The organism is Collinsella sp. AF23-4AC (genome assembly GCF_003462685.1).
Taxonomy (GTDB): Bacteria; Actinomycetota; Coriobacteriia; order Coriobacteriales; family Coriobacteriaceae; genus Collinsella.
In genome coordinates this window covers 1-14,014 of the sequence record NZ_QRVE01000004.1, presented here as the reverse complement: position 1 = coordinate 14,014, position 14,014 = coordinate 1, and the positions used below count along the sequence as shown (strand labels likewise).

The following is a 14,014-nucleotide window of genomic DNA, read 5'->3' as shown; positions in this document are numbered from 1 at the left end:
GACGTTCTTTAATGACTAGTCGTTTAAGAACGTCCCCAAGAGCTAGCTGTTTGGGACAGTCTTTGCTGGTGGAGCGTTGGGGTGGCTCGTAAAGCCGAGCAGGTTAGTTGAGCTTCAGAGCCCTCTGGATGGGCAGGTAGAGAGCGCCGACCAGGATGGCGTTAAACACGGCGGTCATGGCGACGACGGGCAGCATAGCGGCGGCGAGCTCGCCTACCACGCCGAGCATGGCCATCTTGATGACCATGAAGATGACGCCCGAGACAAAGGTGGTCACGAACGTTGCGACGATGGCGATGGCGGGCTTGACCTGACCGTTCTTGCCGGCGGCGTTGACGATGCCGGCCATGAGCATGGCGGCGATGCCCTCGGCGGCAAAATCGACGAACGGCGAAGTAGTGGTGATCTGGATTACGGCAGCCGAGATGAGGCCAATGACGAGCGCCTGGCCGATGTTGGGGCGAACGACCAGGATGGTGAGGCAGAAGGCCGAGATGATGAACTCGGGGCTGATCATGCCGCCCGAGATGCCTGAGATTGCCTTGCCGACGGTGAAGTTGAGGATGAAGCCGGCAGCGAGCAGGATGGCGAGCAGGACGAGAGCGCGGACATCGAGTTTGCCGCGGTCGGCGGTCTGGACGGTGCGGGGCTGGGCGGCGGTGGTGTTCTGAGACATGGTGAAAATCCTTTCGGAATGGGAGTGCAAGAGAAAAGCGGAGGCGCGTGATGCGAATGCGATCGGGCTCGAGATAGAAAAAGGCCCCCGGTCGAAACCGGAGGCCTTCCAATCACCTAGAGCGCAAAAACAGGCGTGAGGGACTCACTGTCGACCGATCGTATTCGCATCACGCCACCACCAGTTGTTGAGAGAGTTCATCGTGTTCTTCATGTCGGTGGCTCCTTTCGTGATGCCATGGTACAGTCGCACCTAGTTGCTGTTGCGCTGCACTATAGCACAGCGAAGTGTGTGCGGGGAAATCTTTTTTAAAAAGATTTCAGGCGGGTTTCCCACCGGTCAAAAGAGCGGGCTGAGCGGGCGAGGCTGCCATTGCTGCCTTGCCCGCTCAGCTAAGACGTTACTCCTTATTGCGACGGTAGAGGAAGTAACCGCCCGCGGAGATGACGGCAACGCCAGCGATGGCGAATGCAGCCACCACGCGGCCATCAAAACGATCACCGGTGGTGGGCAGGCCGCCCTTGGTGTTCGTCTTGTTGGTGGTTACCGTAGTCGTGGTGTCCGACTTGCCAGGCTTCTCGGGCTTGGTGGTGGGCTTCTCGGGCTTAGCGGGCTGCTCGGGGGTACCGGGCTGCTCAGGAGTACCAGGCTGCTCGGGAGTGCCAGGCTGATCCGGGGTTACCGGGTCGGTGGCAAGAGCGTCCTTGGCGTAGGTGATGGACACCTTGAGGCCGTTAGTCTCGGTGTTCAGGTCGCTCGGGGTGAAGGGCTGGTCGAAGTTTTCGGCCTTCTGATAGGCGCGCATCTCCTGGAGCAGGGCCTTGCACTTGACGTAGGTGTTCTCAGTGGCAGCCTTGCCGGCCTTGTTGGCCAGGGCAGTGCGGCCCTCGGTGGTCGTCTCGGCCAGCATGGCGGCGTCAACTTCCTTGTTCTGCTCGATGAGCTCGTTCTGGAGCGCATCGAGGTAGGCACGGACGCTGATACCAAGGGTGTCAGGGTTCTCAAAGCAGAGCGAGCTGATGTCCATGAGGACGTAGTTGATTGAGTTCTCGGGCTCCTCGTTGTACACGACGTCAGTCTGTTTGCAGTGATCGAAGGAGACGGTCTGATCGCTGAAGTACGGGCTGACCTCAGTTATCAGAGCGGAGTACAACGGGATGGCGACGGAGTACGCGGCGCGGGAGAGCATTTCCCACTGGATGGTAGCGACCTGGGGGTCAAGGCCACGACGAATCTGGAAGAGGTTGATCTCGGTGTTGCGCTCGGTGCCGATGGCGTAGACGCCGTCGGTGTTGGCGTTAAGGCCGGGGACATTTTCGCCGCGGTTGCCAAAGGCACGAATCAGCTCAAAGGTGCTCCAGCCAGACTTGCCAGGCTTGAAGAACAAGGGCTGGATCTCGCTGACGGATGCGCCGGTACCGTCCTTGTCTTTAACAATGGTGTAGTCCTCGTCCTTGATTAGCGGGTTCATGAAGTAGTCTCGGCCCTGGACATAGCGAGTCCACTGATGCCTGCCGCTTTCATTGATTCTCTCGCCATAGGTCTTGGCAACGTCGAATTTGCCGTCGGTGTACTCGGCAAAGCCCTTCTCCACGGGCATGGACTCGATGCCCTCGGAGTGCAGGCAGTTCTCGGTGTCATTGAGGTTGACATCGTAGTTGAGGCTCCCGATATTAGGGTTGAGCGACGCGACGTCGTCAGCGAGCTTCATGGCGATCCACTGATGGGCGGAAAGTGTGGCGAACAGCCAGGTCTCGTTGTTGTCGGCGATGATGATCTGGTCGTTGGTGCAGACGCCTTGATCATCGATCAGGCTGCCGAGAAGCTCGACGCCCTCGCGGGCCGTGGCGCTCTCGCCCAGGATGATGCTGCCGTAACTGTACTCGCCCAGACCCACTTCCTCATCGATGGGGTCTGCTGCAGCGGCCTCCTCGTTATAGGAGGTGCTTAGCGTGGCGGAGCAGGAGACGCCCTTCTCGTTGATGCCGGCCTCGGAGTAGGCGTCGGTGCGACCCATCCAGTTGGAGGGGTGGTCGCGTACATAGCTGTAGCGATAGGTAGGCTTGTTCGAAGTGTATTCAAAAGCAGATTCAATCGAGCTGTACTTAAAGCCAGGTTCGTGGGCAGGTTCGATGCCGTAGTGCTTAAGATAGCGCTTGCCAAAGTCCTCGGCGCGGCCGTAGTACGTGTTGCCGTCGGCTGTTAGATCTTTGCCCATGTACATCTGCGTGCAGGCGAGCGCAGACGTCGGCATGGACATGATGGTTGCAGCTCCAAAGGCGAGGCCTATGCCAAGCTTTTTGAGCGCGTTGACGGGGTGAGTTTTCCTCATTTTCCCTCCCAGCGTGCGAAAGCCCTCCGTTGCCAGAGGGCTTCAGCCAATAAAGACACCCCATTAGCGTAACGAACTGGAAACAATATTCATCTATGAAAGAAACTTACTCGATAAGCGTAATGAAATATGCGATGAGCGGTTAATTATACTCAGTTTGTAGCTTTACTTTAATAAAGACGCCCTGTAATTACTGTAGCCGAATAAAGTAGCTGGAATGCTCGAAATGAAAATCCCCCGCTGTTTGGCAAATGCATAAACAACGGGGGAGACGATAATTGGATGAATATCATACCAATGTGGAATTACTTCTTCCGGCGGTGGATCACGTTGATCGCATAGCCGACGAGCATGGCCAAGACGATGACAATAAAGCCGATCAGGGGATTGTCGTTCATGGGGTCCTCCTATTTACCAAGCGGTGAGAATTCATCGACGATGAGGTCGAGGCATTGCGGAAGTGCGCGGGCACCAAAGACGCCCGAGTTGCTGGAGATGATCTCGCCATCGAACTGCATGCCCAGCGATGGGGTGCAGGTGATCTTGGCTTCCTTGGTCTGGATGATCTTGAACTGCGGGCGCCCGAGTACCTTGCCGGCGGGGTCGAGTGCGGCGGTGATCACAGTCGGTAGAAGCTGCACAGTTTTTACGGGTTCGATGACCGCAATGTCGACCATGCCATCGTTCATGCGGCAGTCGGGGAACAGGTTGATGTCGTTTTGGATGACCGAGGTATTGCCCGCCATGCAGCAGATGCCGTCGAGCTCCTCGACAATGCCGTCGTGCTCAATCGTAAAGTGCGCCACCGTGGGGTTGGGCGTGGCGAGCGCGGAGAGGAAGTAGGCGATCTCGCCGATGTCGTTTTTGGTGGGAGCGGCCTTCATCATGATCTCGGCGTCGAAGCCCGAGCCGGCAATGATGATAAAGCCGTGGCGCTTCTCGTTGCCGTCCTCGTCGAGCCAAAAGAGCTCGCCCATGTCCACTTTGACCGTGCGACCGGCGCGGCAAGCCTTGGCAAGCGCCGCTGCCTCGGGGGCATTACCGATGTTGTTAAAGAACAGGCAGGCCGTACCGGAGGGGAAGACGAGCGTGGGGACACCGCATCCGCGCATCTGGTCGAGCACGTTGGAGACGGTGCCGTCGCCGCCCGAAACGACCACGCGATCAAACTCGCGCACGTCTGCCACGGCGTCCTCGGGCTCCATGCCATCGCCGATAAAACGCATCACGACCTCGTCGCCGCCCTGCGCGAGGGCGTGCGTGAATGCGTAGATTTCATCTGAGCTGGGGCCCGATGCCGGGTTGTGGATGATAAGGCAGCGCATACTTACGTTCCCGTTCTGTGACTAACCGAGTATAGTTGTAAGGCAATGCCGATATCCTACCCGTGTTTTTCGGGCCTAACCTTATTCGATGGGTTGATATGTACATTTCCACACATCAGGCTCTACTCGACTTTTGCCAGCGCGCCCGTGAGTTCGACGCGATTGCCGTCGATACCGAGTTTTTGCGCGAGCGCACGTTCCATCCGCGCCTGTGCCTGGTTCAGATTGCCACCCCTGCCGAGAGCGTCGCGGTCGATCCCCTGGTGATTGACGACCTATCGCCGCTGGCCGAGCTTATGGCCGACGAGAGCGTGACTAAGGTCTTTCACGCCTGCTCGCAGGATATGGAGGTTATGCTCCATACCGTGGGCGTGCTGCCACGACCGATTTTCGATACGCAGGTTGCCGCCGCCTTTTTGGGCGAGCGCCAGCAGATTTCGTATGGCGCGCTTGTTCAGACGTTTTGCGGCGTCTCGCTGCCCAAGACCGAGTCGCTGACCGACTGGTCGCGTCGCCCGCTGACCGATAAGCAGATTGAGTACGCGATTGATGACGTCAAGTACTTGATCGTCGCCTATACCGAGATGATGAGTCGCCTGCGCGAGCTGGGCCGGGTGGACTGGGTGCTCGACGAGTTGCGTCCGCTGGCCGACGAGTCGCATTATCGCGCCGATCGTCACGAGGCATTCCGCAAGGTCAAGCGCATCAACTCCTGCAGCCGTCACCAGCTGGGTATCGCGCGCGAGCTCGCCGCTTGGCGCGAGGATCGCGCCGAGCGCCGCAACATCCCGCGCAAGTGGGTCATGTCCGACGACACGCTGCTGGCGCTCGTCAAGCGCAATCCCGTGCGCGTCGAGGAGTTCCGCAGCATCCGCGGCACCGACCAGCTGGGGGAGCGCGATGTGGACGGCGCGCTCATGGCCATCAAGCGCGGCGCGAGCTGCCCGCACGATCGCCTGCCGCTCATGGTGCGCGGGCATCGCCAGATTTCGCCGGAGTTGGAGAGCGTGACCGACCTTATGTATGCGCTTATTCGCTTGGTCTCCGAGCGCTCGGGCGTGGCGACCTCGGTCATTGCCTCGCGCGATGACCTGGCCGACTACATCGAGCATCCCGAGCAGAGCCCCCTGCGCGAAGGTTGGCGTTTTGAGCTCGTGGGTTCGCGTCTGGACGATTTACTCTCGGGCAATATGGGGTTGACGGTCAAAGATGGCAAAATTGAATTGCTATAGGTATATAGTTACGCGGTTTTACCAAACCGCGTAACAGCTCGACGCTGCAAACGGCCGAGAGCGGCAATCTGACGTTCAATCGTCGCTCGCGTACCAAAGTACGCGACGCTTCTCTTTCACGTCACCTTGCTCGCTCTCGACCGTTTTCGCTGACATTGCCAAAACATCGATGTTGATTTGCTGGTCAGTCGAGTGGGTAGAATGCCTCCAACGTGTAACTCGATTCGGAGGAATTCGCATGCCTTATTACTATGGATACGGCTTTGGCATCGACCCGCTGTACCTGCTGGTTGTTCTTGTCTGCACAGTGCTTGGCCTTGCCGCGCAGAGCTATATCAACTCGACGTACAAGACGTGGTCTAAGGTGCGCTCGGACGGCGATACGGGCGCCACGGTCGCTCGTCGCATGCTCGATGCCAACGGTTGTAGCGCCGTGGGCATAAAGGGCGTTGCCGGCGAGCTTACCGATCATTACAACCCGCAGGATAACAACCTGTATCTCTCGGATGCCAACCGTTCGGGCGGGTCGGTCGCAAGCGTTGCCGTCGCCTGCCACGAGGCGGGCCATGCCGCCCAGCGTCAAAGTGGTTATGCCATGATGAAGGTACGCACCGCTTTGGTCCCCGTCGTCAACTTTACCCAGAACACCTGGACGATCGTACTGCTCATGGGCCTGTTCATGAACATCGCGGGACTCACGACCCTCGCGCTGGTCTTCTTCTCGTTTAGCGTGCTGTTCCAACTGGTTACGCTGCCGGTTGAGATTGATGCTAGTCGGCGCGCCGTGGCGTATATTGAGCAGTCGGGTATGAGTTCCAAGCAGGTCAACGGTGCCAAGAAGGTCCTGACGGCAGCCGCGCTTACCTATGTGGCTGCAGCGCTCACTTCGATCATTCAGCTGCTCTATCTTATGGCTCGCTACAACAGAAACTCCAACCGATAACAAATTGGCTTGACAGGCGCCGCGGAGATTTGTGTCCCCGCGGCGCTGTACTATGTGTTGGACTTGAATTTGCGCAGGGCCGGAGCCCTTGTGCGCGATAACGAAAGGAGGCTGCGTGGCAGGCTGGAATCTGACCGGCAATGCCGTTTCCGCCGAGTTCGACGGTTCGGACGAGCAGGAGCGTAAGGAGCTCAGCGTGAGCCAGGCGGTAGAGATCGCCGCCGGTGCTCTCGATGCCATTCCGCAGCTGAGCGTTCTGGGCGAGGTCACGGGCTTCCGTGGCCCCAATGCCCGAAGCGGCCACTGCTACTTCCAGATTAAGGACGACTCGGCCGCCGTTGACTGCATCATCTGGAAGGGCGCCTACCTTAAGCGCACCTTCGACTTGCGCGATGGCATGCAGGTGAGCTTTAAGGGCAGCTTCAATCTCTATAAGGCCACGGGCCGCATGAGCTTTGTCGCTCGCTCATTCTCGCTGGCGGGCGAGGGTCTGCTGCGTCAACAAGTGGCGCAACTGGCCGAAAAGCTACGCCGCGAGGGCCTGATGGACGAAGCGCGCAAGCGCCGCATTCCGGTGTTCTGCTCCCACGTGGCGGTTGTCACCTCGCTTTCGGGTGCCGTAATCGACGACGTCAAGCGTACGCTGCGCCGTCGCAACCCGCTCGTCGAGCTCGTCTGCGTGGGCGCCAAGGTTCAAGGCGAGGGTGCGCCGGCCGAGCTCATTGAGGGCCTGCGCCGCGCCGCTGCCATTACGCCGGCGCCCGATTGCATTTTGCTCGTGCGTGGCGGCGGTTCCTTCGAGGACCTCATGACCTTTAACGATGAGGAGCTCGCCCGCGCGGTGGCAGCCTGTCCCGTGCCTGTGGTGACGGGCATTGGGCATGAGCCCGATACCTCGATCTGCGACATGGTGAGTGACCGTCGCGCCTCCACACCCACGGCGGCGGCCGAATCGGTGGCGCCGGCTATGACGGAGTTGGCTGATGTGCTCGAGGCGCGCCATCAGCGTCTGGGCGCCGCGATGGCTTCGATGATCGGGTCGGATCAGGTCGATCTGGAAATGCTCGACCAACGCGGCCGTCGTGCCTGGGACACCTATACGGCTCGTCTGGGCGACGCGCTCGATGCAGCCGCGTGCCGCCCGTGCCTCAACGACCCCACATTTATGGTCGAGCGTCGCGAATCGGAGCTTGCGCTGACTGCCGATCGCCTGTCGGGCGCCATAGTACGCTCGGTCGGGTCCTTTCGTTCCAACTTTGAGCACCTGCCCGAGCGTCTGGTTGCAAGCACCTCGGGGCTCGATGGCAAGCGCCATGCGCTCGCGCTTGCGAGTTCTCGTCTAGAGCATCAGGGGCGCACGATGCTCAGCAAGCCCGCGTCCGACTTGGGCCGAGCGGCCGCGTCGCTCGATGCCCTGTCGCCGCTCAAGGTGCTTGCCCGCGGTTACTCCATCGCGTACAGCGATGATGGGGTTGCTACGAGCGCCAAGACCTTTAAGCCCGGCGACGCCATCCGCGTGCGCATGTCAGACGGTAACGTTTCGGCAACCGTCAACGCGGTCGAGTAGACCGCGTTTCACAGTGATAGACCCTTAGGAAAGGAAACAGATATGGCAGAGAAGACCCCGGTGGAGCAGCTTACGTACAAGCAGGCCTCGCAGGAGCTGGAGCTCATCATCCGCAGCCTTGAGTCGGGCGATATGGAGCTCGAGGAGTCGCTCGAGAGCTATACCCGCGGTGTCGAGCTCCTCAAGAGTCTGCGTACCCGCCTGTCCGATGCCGAGCAGAAGGTCTCGGTGCTCCTTAAGGACGTTGATGGCAACGACGTGCTCGCCGACGGCGAAGCCGCCAACACCGACGACAACCTCTCGTTCTAGCCAACTTACAGCCTGCTTTGGGGTAGTCTTTTTGGGACGGGGCTTTTTTGACTACCCTTGCGCGACGGCTCGCCGAGCGTTTGCGTTTGCGAAAAAGTAGTCAAAAAAGCCCCGTCCCAAAAAGACTACTTTGGTCTGTGAGAAAGGAACCAACCATGTGTGATTGCATTTTCTGCAAAATCGCCAACCACGAGATCCCCTCGACCGTTGTCTATGAGGACGACCAAGTCATCGCGTTCGACGACCTCAACCCCCAGGCGCCGGTCCATACGCTCGTGATCCCCAAGAAGCACTACAGCGATATCGCCGACAACGTGCCCGCCGAGACCATGGGCGCCATGGCTCACGCCATCCAGGAGGTCGCCAAGGCCAAGGGTCTGGAGGACGGTTTCCGCGTCATTTCCAACAAGGGTGTCAACGCCGGCCAGACCGTCATGCACTTCCACATGCACGTCCTCGGTGGCAAGAGCCTGGGCGAGAACCTCATCTGAGGGCGCGTAGCCCGTCGACTTGGCTGCCTTTGGAGTAATCTATGCAGCTTTCTCAACTCGAATACCTTCAAGCGGTAGCGAACTATGGCGGCGTGCGCAAAGCAGCTCGCGCCGTTCATGTGAGTCCGCAAGCCGTTTCGTCGGCAATCAAAAAGTTGGAATCTGAGTATCAGATTGTTTTGCTCGACCGATCGGCGGGGGAGGCTGTTTTGTCTCCGGCGGGCAGAGAATTTGCGCGTCGTGCACGCGTGATCCTGGCACAAGTCGACGATCTCAAAAAGTACGCACAATCGAGGGGCGACGGCGTCTCGCCCGACGGCCACTTCCGTCTTTACGCCCCCTGCCTTCATGGACGGGGGCGCCTTTTTGCCGAAAACTGGTATGACTCGTTTGAACGCTCGCACCCTCAGATTCATCTTGATGTGTGGCATCAGCCAACGGCAACATGCTTTGAATCACTTGTGCTTGGCATTTCGGACGCGGCTATCTCGTTTGAGGAACCACGGGACAGCGTCCTTTCTTCAAAATATTTGGGTGAAAAGGAGCTCAAGGTTCTTTCATACCCAGCGGGTCATCAATCTGTTGACGCTATGACCATTCGTGAGTTACTGGGCGGCAGGCTCGCTGTTCCCATTAATTTGTCACCCTGTCTCAATGCGATTAACCAATGCCCTGAAGCCCAGCTCGTCAATTTTCGCTTCCGTGATGTCGAATACGGAAGCAGGGCTCAGGCTGAGTTTCTTCAAGCCGGGGGATTGATATTGGGTTTTTCTGGCTCTTCTCTCGCATCGGATGGATCGGAAGTGAGCGAGTACTCCATTGAAGCCTCACATGACGTAGCCTTGCCCATCTACTTTTGCTATCGACAAAATGCCTGGACCGATCGACACCAGACGGTCTTTCTTCACCTATTGCGTCATCTCGCTTCGTGAGGCCATTTGGCCTCGTGTCGTCAAGTGAATGTTGACGTTCTGCAACACATAGCTGACAGCTTTGCCCTCATGCTTTTCCAAGATTCCGATTTAGATTGCTGACTCTTGGAGGGCGGAGCATGAAAAACCGTACGGTTTTGCTTTATATGACGTTCGTTTTTCTGTCGAACTTCAGCACCATTTTGTATTTTCTGACGGTTTACCTTGAATTCGTCGGATTCTCGATGGTGGCGATTTCTAGCATGATGATTGCATATCAAGTGAGTAAGTTCATCCTCGAAGTACCCACTGGCTATATTGCTGATAGGTTTGGACGAAAGACAAGCGGTCTCGTTGGCGGCGTGGGGATGCTTGGATACTACGCCGCCCTGCTTCTCGTCCGTTCCCCTCTGCTTTTAATCGGTGCGTTCGCTCTCAAAGGTTTTGCCGTTGCATGTCTGAGCGGATCCATAGAAGCGATTTACATTGACAGCGTCTCTCAGGACCAGCTCGTAAGACTTAATGTCGTTGAGCGATTTGTTTTCTATGCCTCTTATGCCATCTCCGCTTGCGTGGGCGGTTTCATTTCGTCTGTCGGTGCATATCTCATTGGTCTTTCGGCAGATATCATCGCAATGGTGTTGACGTTGGTTGTCGTTGTCTGCATTCCTGAGATGCGAAGAGGGGGCACTGCGGGGGCACCTGAGCGTGGAATTAGCCCGAAGATGATCGGTGCCGCTATTGCGTGTAATGGCATTCTTCGTTCAGCGTTCATCATGGACTGTTCTCAGGCATTTGCTTTTGTCGCCCTGGAAGACTTTTTCTCACTGCTGCTTGCGGGTCGCGGAATGAATGCCGTCGCTTCGGGTGTGACCATTGCGGTCCAGCTCCTTGCCTCGGCCTCCATGGGGCTTATTGTGCCCAGTGTGATTGCTCATGTCGACAAGGGCCGTTTTGCGCGTATTTGCGGCATCATTCGCTTAGTATTGACAGCTTTGTTTTTGATCCCCCTTGCTCCGGCTAATTTGCTGCCCGTGTTCTATGTGCTGCAGACGGTTGCGTACTCGTTGTTTGCCCCAATCAAATACTCAGTTTTCCAAAATGCTGCCGATTCATCGATGCGCTGTTCACTGATTTCGGTTCAAAGCCAGATGGTGGCGGTGGGTGCTGTTCTTTTCTATCTGCTCAACTCTGTGCTGAGTAGCGTTGCGGGCATTAGAGTCGTATTGCTTGTTGCGCTCGGGATTTCTTCTTTGGTGTATATCCCCGCGCTATTTTGTCTTACAAGTCAAAGGCCATGAGTATTTAGGCACCGATAACTTATATATCAACGCAATAAACCCGAGCGCGAGGGCGTTTGGGTTTATTATTGAAACGTATGTAATCTGGCGGCGCCACACCGCCTGTTAGTAGGGAGACACATGAACGTTCTGGTCGTCAACGCAGGATCTTCGACCCTTAAGTATCAGGTCATCGATACCAAGTCCCATAAGGTGTCCGCGAAGGGCTCCTGCGAGCGCGTCTGCTTTACCGGCGGCACCTTCACCCACGCTGCCAACGGCTCCAAGAAGGTGACCGAGAACATCGAGTTCCCCGACCACAAGGTCGCCATCGAGGTCGTCCTGAAGGACCTCGAGGCCAACGGCGTCAAGATTGAGGGCATCGGCCACCGCATCGTTCAGGGCGGCTGGTACTTTGGCGATTCCTCCCTCGTCGACGAGGACGTTCTCGCCAAGATCCGCGAGGTTGCCCCGCTCGCCCCGCTGCACAACAACCCCGAGGCTAATGTTATCGAGTACTGCCTGGAGCAGTATCCCGACCTGCCCAACGTCACGGTCTACGACACCGCTTTCCACTTCAACATGCCCGAGGTCGCCCGCACCTACGCCCTGCCCAAGGACGTCTGCGACAAGCTGCACATCCGCAAGTATGGCGCTCACGGCACCAGCTACCGTTACATCTCCAAGAAGGTCGCCGAGATGACCAACGGCGAGGCCCGCAAGGTCGTCGTGTGCCACATTGGCTCCGGCGCTTCTCTGTGCGCCATCGAGGACGGGAAGTGCATGGACACCACCATGGGCTTGACGCCGCTCGACGGCGTCATGATGGGTACCCGCTGCGGTTCCATCGACCCGGCTACCGTGTGCTACCTGCAGCGCGAGGGTGGCTACACCTTCGACGAGGTCGACGAGATGATGAACAAGAAGTCCGGCCTTTTGGCTGTGACCGGCGGCAAGACCAACGACTGCCGCAACGTCGAGGAGCTCGCCGCCGCTGGTGACCCCGATGCTCAGCTCGCCTTCGACATGTTTGTCTACAAGATTGCCGCCAAGGCTGCCGAGATGGCTACTTCCATGTGCGGCATGGACACGCTGGTCTTCACCGCTGGCATCGGTGAGCACGCTCCGGCCGTTCGTGCCGGCGTTGCCGACCGTCTGGCCTTTATGGGCGTCAAGATGGATCATGCCCGCAACGCCCTGCGTGGTGACGGCGCTTGGTGCCTGTCTGCCAAGGATTCCAAGGTCAAGATCTTCGTCATCCCCACGGACGAGGAGTTCATGATCGCTTCCGACGTCGAGCGCATCGTCAACGGCAAGTAATTGCAAGAGGGAGGGGCTGGACGACCGAGCGCCGTTCGGCCCCTCTTTTGTGCTCGTTGGGCGATATGCTTGATAGCTATTTATCAAGTTGTGATAACTTCTTATTAAAATGCGGCCGCCTTAAGGGGTCTGCGTCGACCGTATTGCACTGCAAAGGAGTCTCATGAACGTACTTGTTGTCAACGCCGGCAGCTCAAGCCTTAAATATCAGCTTTTGGATACCGATACCCGAGAGGTTTTCGCCAAGGGCAACTGCGAACGTATCGGTTCGGACATGGGCATCTTTGGCCACTCCGAGAACGGTGGCGCCAAGCAGACCGAGGAGGTCCCTTTCCCCGATCATCGCTCTGCTATCGCTCGCGTGCTCGAGGAGCTCGAGAAGACCGACTTTACGATTGATGGCATTGGCCATCGTATCGTTCAGGGCGGCTGGCACTTCGATGATTCCGCAGTTGTCGACGACGAGGTTATGGCCAAGATTCTTGAGGTGGCACCGCTTGCTCCGCTGCACAACTACGGCGAGGCCGCAGCAATCGAGTATTGCCGCGAGAAGTATCCGGAGCTGCCCAACGTCGCCGTCTTCGATACCTCGTTCCACATGACCATGCCCGAGGTCGCCTATACCTACGCGCTGCCCAAGGACGTGTGCGACAAGTACCACGTGCGCAAGTACGGCGCCCACGGCACGAGCCATCGCTATGAGTGGATGATGGCCAAGGAGATCCTGGGTTCGCGCTGCCACCGTCTGCTTTCGTGCCATTTGGGTAACGGTGCTTCGCTCGCTGCTATCGAGGACGGCGTGTGCCGCGACACCACGATGGGCCTCACGCCGCTCGACGGTCTGATGATGGGCACTCGCTGTGGTTCCATTGATCCTGCCACCGTGTGCTACCTCCAGCGCGAGGGCGGCTACAGCTATCAGGAAGTCGATGACATGATGAACAAGCAGTCTGGTCTGCTTGCCATCTCGGGCATCTCCAACGACGCCCGCGACATCCGTACACGCGCCTCCGAGGGCGACGAGCGCTGCCTGCTCGCCTTCGATATGTTCGCCTACAAGGCCATGCAGCAGGCTGGCTCCATGATCGCTTCCATGGCGGGCGTGGACACCATCACCTTTACCGCCGGCATCGGCGAGAATGACTGGTCGATCCGCAAGGCCTTCTGCGACTGCTTTGAGTGGCTGGGCGTACGCATCGACAATAACAAGAACCGCGAGGCCGTGGGCAACGGCCCGCAGGTCATCAGCGCCGCCGGTTCCGCCGTCACGGTCATGGTCATCCCCACCGACGAGGAATACATGATCGCCCACGACGTCGAGCGTCTGACCAAGAACAACTAACGCGTTCGCTTGCGATTGAACGAAAGGCCTCCTGAGCAGCAGCTCGGGAGGCCTTTTTGCTAGCAGGCGGAAATTCCAGTCCCAAAGTGATCACCACCAGCAACGCCTGCGCTCCCAGTAACGGCACCCGACCATTCAGATCCTCAGCTCCAGCTCGTAGCCAAGCCGCCGTCCACTCCAGATGCCCTGAATGCCACGTGACGGTAGAAGGCAGCGCAGGTTAACCCCTGAAAACACTCCGCACTGATATCTTCTGTATTGAAGACGTCGATGATGCACCCGTATA

The 14,014-nt window shown here is 58.1% G+C and carries 12 protein-coding genes; 9 read left to right on the top strand and 3 right to left on the bottom strand.

The annotated features are described in order from the left end of the window. Nucleotides 1-103 precede the first annotated feature (103 nt). The 3 genes from DWY05_RS03685 to DWY05_RS03675 form a co-directional block, all read right to left on the bottom strand. A complete protein-coding gene (locus tag DWY05_RS03685) occupies nucleotides 104-676 on the bottom strand; it encodes a hypothetical protein (protein WP_117820688.1) in 573 nt (190 codons plus the stop codon). 400 nt (nucleotides 677-1,076) lie between these two features. After that, nucleotides 1,077-3,008 carry a C69 family dipeptidase gene (locus DWY05_RS03680; protein WP_117820687.1) on the bottom strand — a complete coding sequence of 644 codons (1,932 nt, stop codon included), beginning with the start codon at nucleotides 3,006-3,008 and terminating at the stop codon, nucleotides 1,077-1,079. A gap of 407 nt (nucleotides 3,009-3,415) precedes the next feature. Beyond that, nucleotides 3,416-4,333 carry a diacylglycerol kinase family protein gene (locus DWY05_RS03675; protein ID WP_117820686.1) on the bottom strand — a complete coding sequence of 306 codons (918 nt, stop codon included), beginning with the start codon at nucleotides 4,331-4,333 and terminating at the stop codon, nucleotides 3,416-3,418. A gap of 98 nt (nucleotides 4,334-4,431) precedes the next feature. Here DWY05_RS03675 and rnd point away from each other — a divergent pair, with 98 nt between their 5' ends. The 9 genes from rnd to DWY05_RS03630 all read left to right on the top strand — a co-directional run bounded on the left by rnd (nucleotide 4,432) and on the right by DWY05_RS03630 (nucleotide 13,728). Further along, nucleotides 4,432-5,565 (top strand): ribonuclease D, encoded by a 1,134-nt coding sequence (gene rnd, locus DWY05_RS03670; protein ID WP_117820685.1) that lies wholly within the window; start codon nucleotides 4,432-4,434, stop codon nucleotides 5,563-5,565. Between the two features lie 238 nt (nucleotides 5,566-5,803). Next, nucleotides 5,804-6,508, top strand: a complete 705-nt coding sequence (locus DWY05_RS03665; protein ID WP_117735251.1) for a zinc metallopeptidase — start codon at nucleotides 5,804-5,806, stop codon at nucleotides 6,506-6,508. Nucleotides 6,509-6,623: 115 nt separating this feature from the next. After that, nucleotides 6,624-8,075 (top strand): exodeoxyribonuclease VII large subunit, encoded by a 1,452-nt coding sequence (gene xseA / locus DWY05_RS03660; protein ID WP_370448083.1) that lies wholly within the window; start codon nucleotides 6,624-6,626, stop codon nucleotides 8,073-8,075. Nucleotides 8,076-8,117: 42 nt separating this feature from the next. Continuing rightward, nucleotides 8,118-8,384 (top strand): exodeoxyribonuclease VII small subunit, encoded by a 267-nt coding sequence (xseB, locus tag DWY05_RS03655; RefSeq protein ID WP_006234311.1) that lies wholly within the window; start codon nucleotides 8,118-8,120, stop codon nucleotides 8,382-8,384. Between the two features lie 155 nt (nucleotides 8,385-8,539). Further along, the gene (locus tag DWY05_RS03650) at nucleotides 8,540-8,875 is read left to right on the top strand and encodes a histidine triad nucleotide-binding protein (protein WP_117820684.1); all 336 of its coding nucleotides are present in this window, start codon (nucleotides 8,540-8,542) and stop codon (nucleotides 8,873-8,875) included. Nucleotides 8,876-8,916: 41 nt separating this feature from the next. Further along, a complete protein-coding gene (locus DWY05_RS03645; RefSeq protein WP_117820683.1) occupies nucleotides 8,917-9,807 on the top strand; it encodes a LysR family transcriptional regulator in 891 nt (296 codons plus the stop codon). A 119-nt stretch (nucleotides 9,808-9,926) separates the two neighbouring features. After that, nucleotides 9,927-11,087: an MFS transporter gene (locus DWY05_RS03640; protein ID WP_117820682.1), complete on the top strand. Its 1,161-nt coding sequence runs from the start codon at nucleotides 9,927-9,929 to the stop codon at nucleotides 11,085-11,087. A 120-nt stretch (nucleotides 11,088-11,207) separates the two neighbouring features. After that, entirely contained in the window at nucleotides 11,208-12,386 is a 1,179-nt protein-coding gene (locus DWY05_RS03635; protein WP_117820681.1) for an acetate/propionate family kinase, read from the top strand. Nucleotides 12,387-12,549: 163 nt separating this feature from the next. Next, on the top strand, nucleotides 12,550-13,728 hold the full coding sequence (locus tag DWY05_RS03630; protein ID WP_117820680.1) for an acetate/propionate family kinase: 1,179 nt from the start codon (nucleotides 12,550-12,552) through the stop codon (nucleotides 13,726-13,728). Nucleotides 13,729-14,014 lie beyond the last annotated feature (286 nt).

Coding starts and splice junctions, on each gene's coding strand:
- DWY05_RS03685 (WP_117820688.1), bottom strand. CDS start 676: ATGTCTCAGAACACCACCGCCGCCCAGCCCCGCACCGTCCAGACCGCC.
- DWY05_RS03680 (WP_117820687.1), bottom strand. CDS start 3,008: ATGAGGAAAACTCACCCCGTCAACGCGCTCAAAAAGCTTGGCATAGGC.
- DWY05_RS03675 (WP_117820686.1), bottom strand. CDS start 4,333: ATGCGCTGCCTTATCATCCACAACCCGGCATCGGGCCCCAGCTCAGAT.
- rnd (WP_117820685.1), top strand. CDS start 4,432: ATGTACATTTCCACACATCAGGCTCTACTCGACTTTTGCCAGCGCGCC.
- DWY05_RS03665 (WP_117735251.1), top strand. CDS start 5,804: ATGCCTTATTACTATGGATACGGCTTTGGCATCGACCCGCTGTACCTG.
- xseB (WP_006234311.1), top strand. CDS start 8,118: ATGGCAGAGAAGACCCCGGTGGAGCAGCTTACGTACAAGCAGGCCTCG.
- DWY05_RS03650 (WP_117820684.1), top strand. CDS start 8,540: ATGTGTGATTGCATTTTCTGCAAAATCGCCAACCACGAGATCCCCTCG.
- DWY05_RS03645 (WP_117820683.1), top strand. CDS start 8,917: ATGCAGCTTTCTCAACTCGAATACCTTCAAGCGGTAGCGAACTATGGC.
- DWY05_RS03640 (WP_117820682.1), top strand. CDS start 9,927: ATGAAAAACCGTACGGTTTTGCTTTATATGACGTTCGTTTTTCTGTCG.
- DWY05_RS03635 (WP_117820681.1), top strand. CDS start 11,208: ATGAACGTTCTGGTCGTCAACGCAGGATCTTCGACCCTTAAGTATCAG.
- DWY05_RS03630 (WP_117820680.1), top strand. CDS start 12,550: ATGAACGTACTTGTTGTCAACGCCGGCAGCTCAAGCCTTAAATATCAG.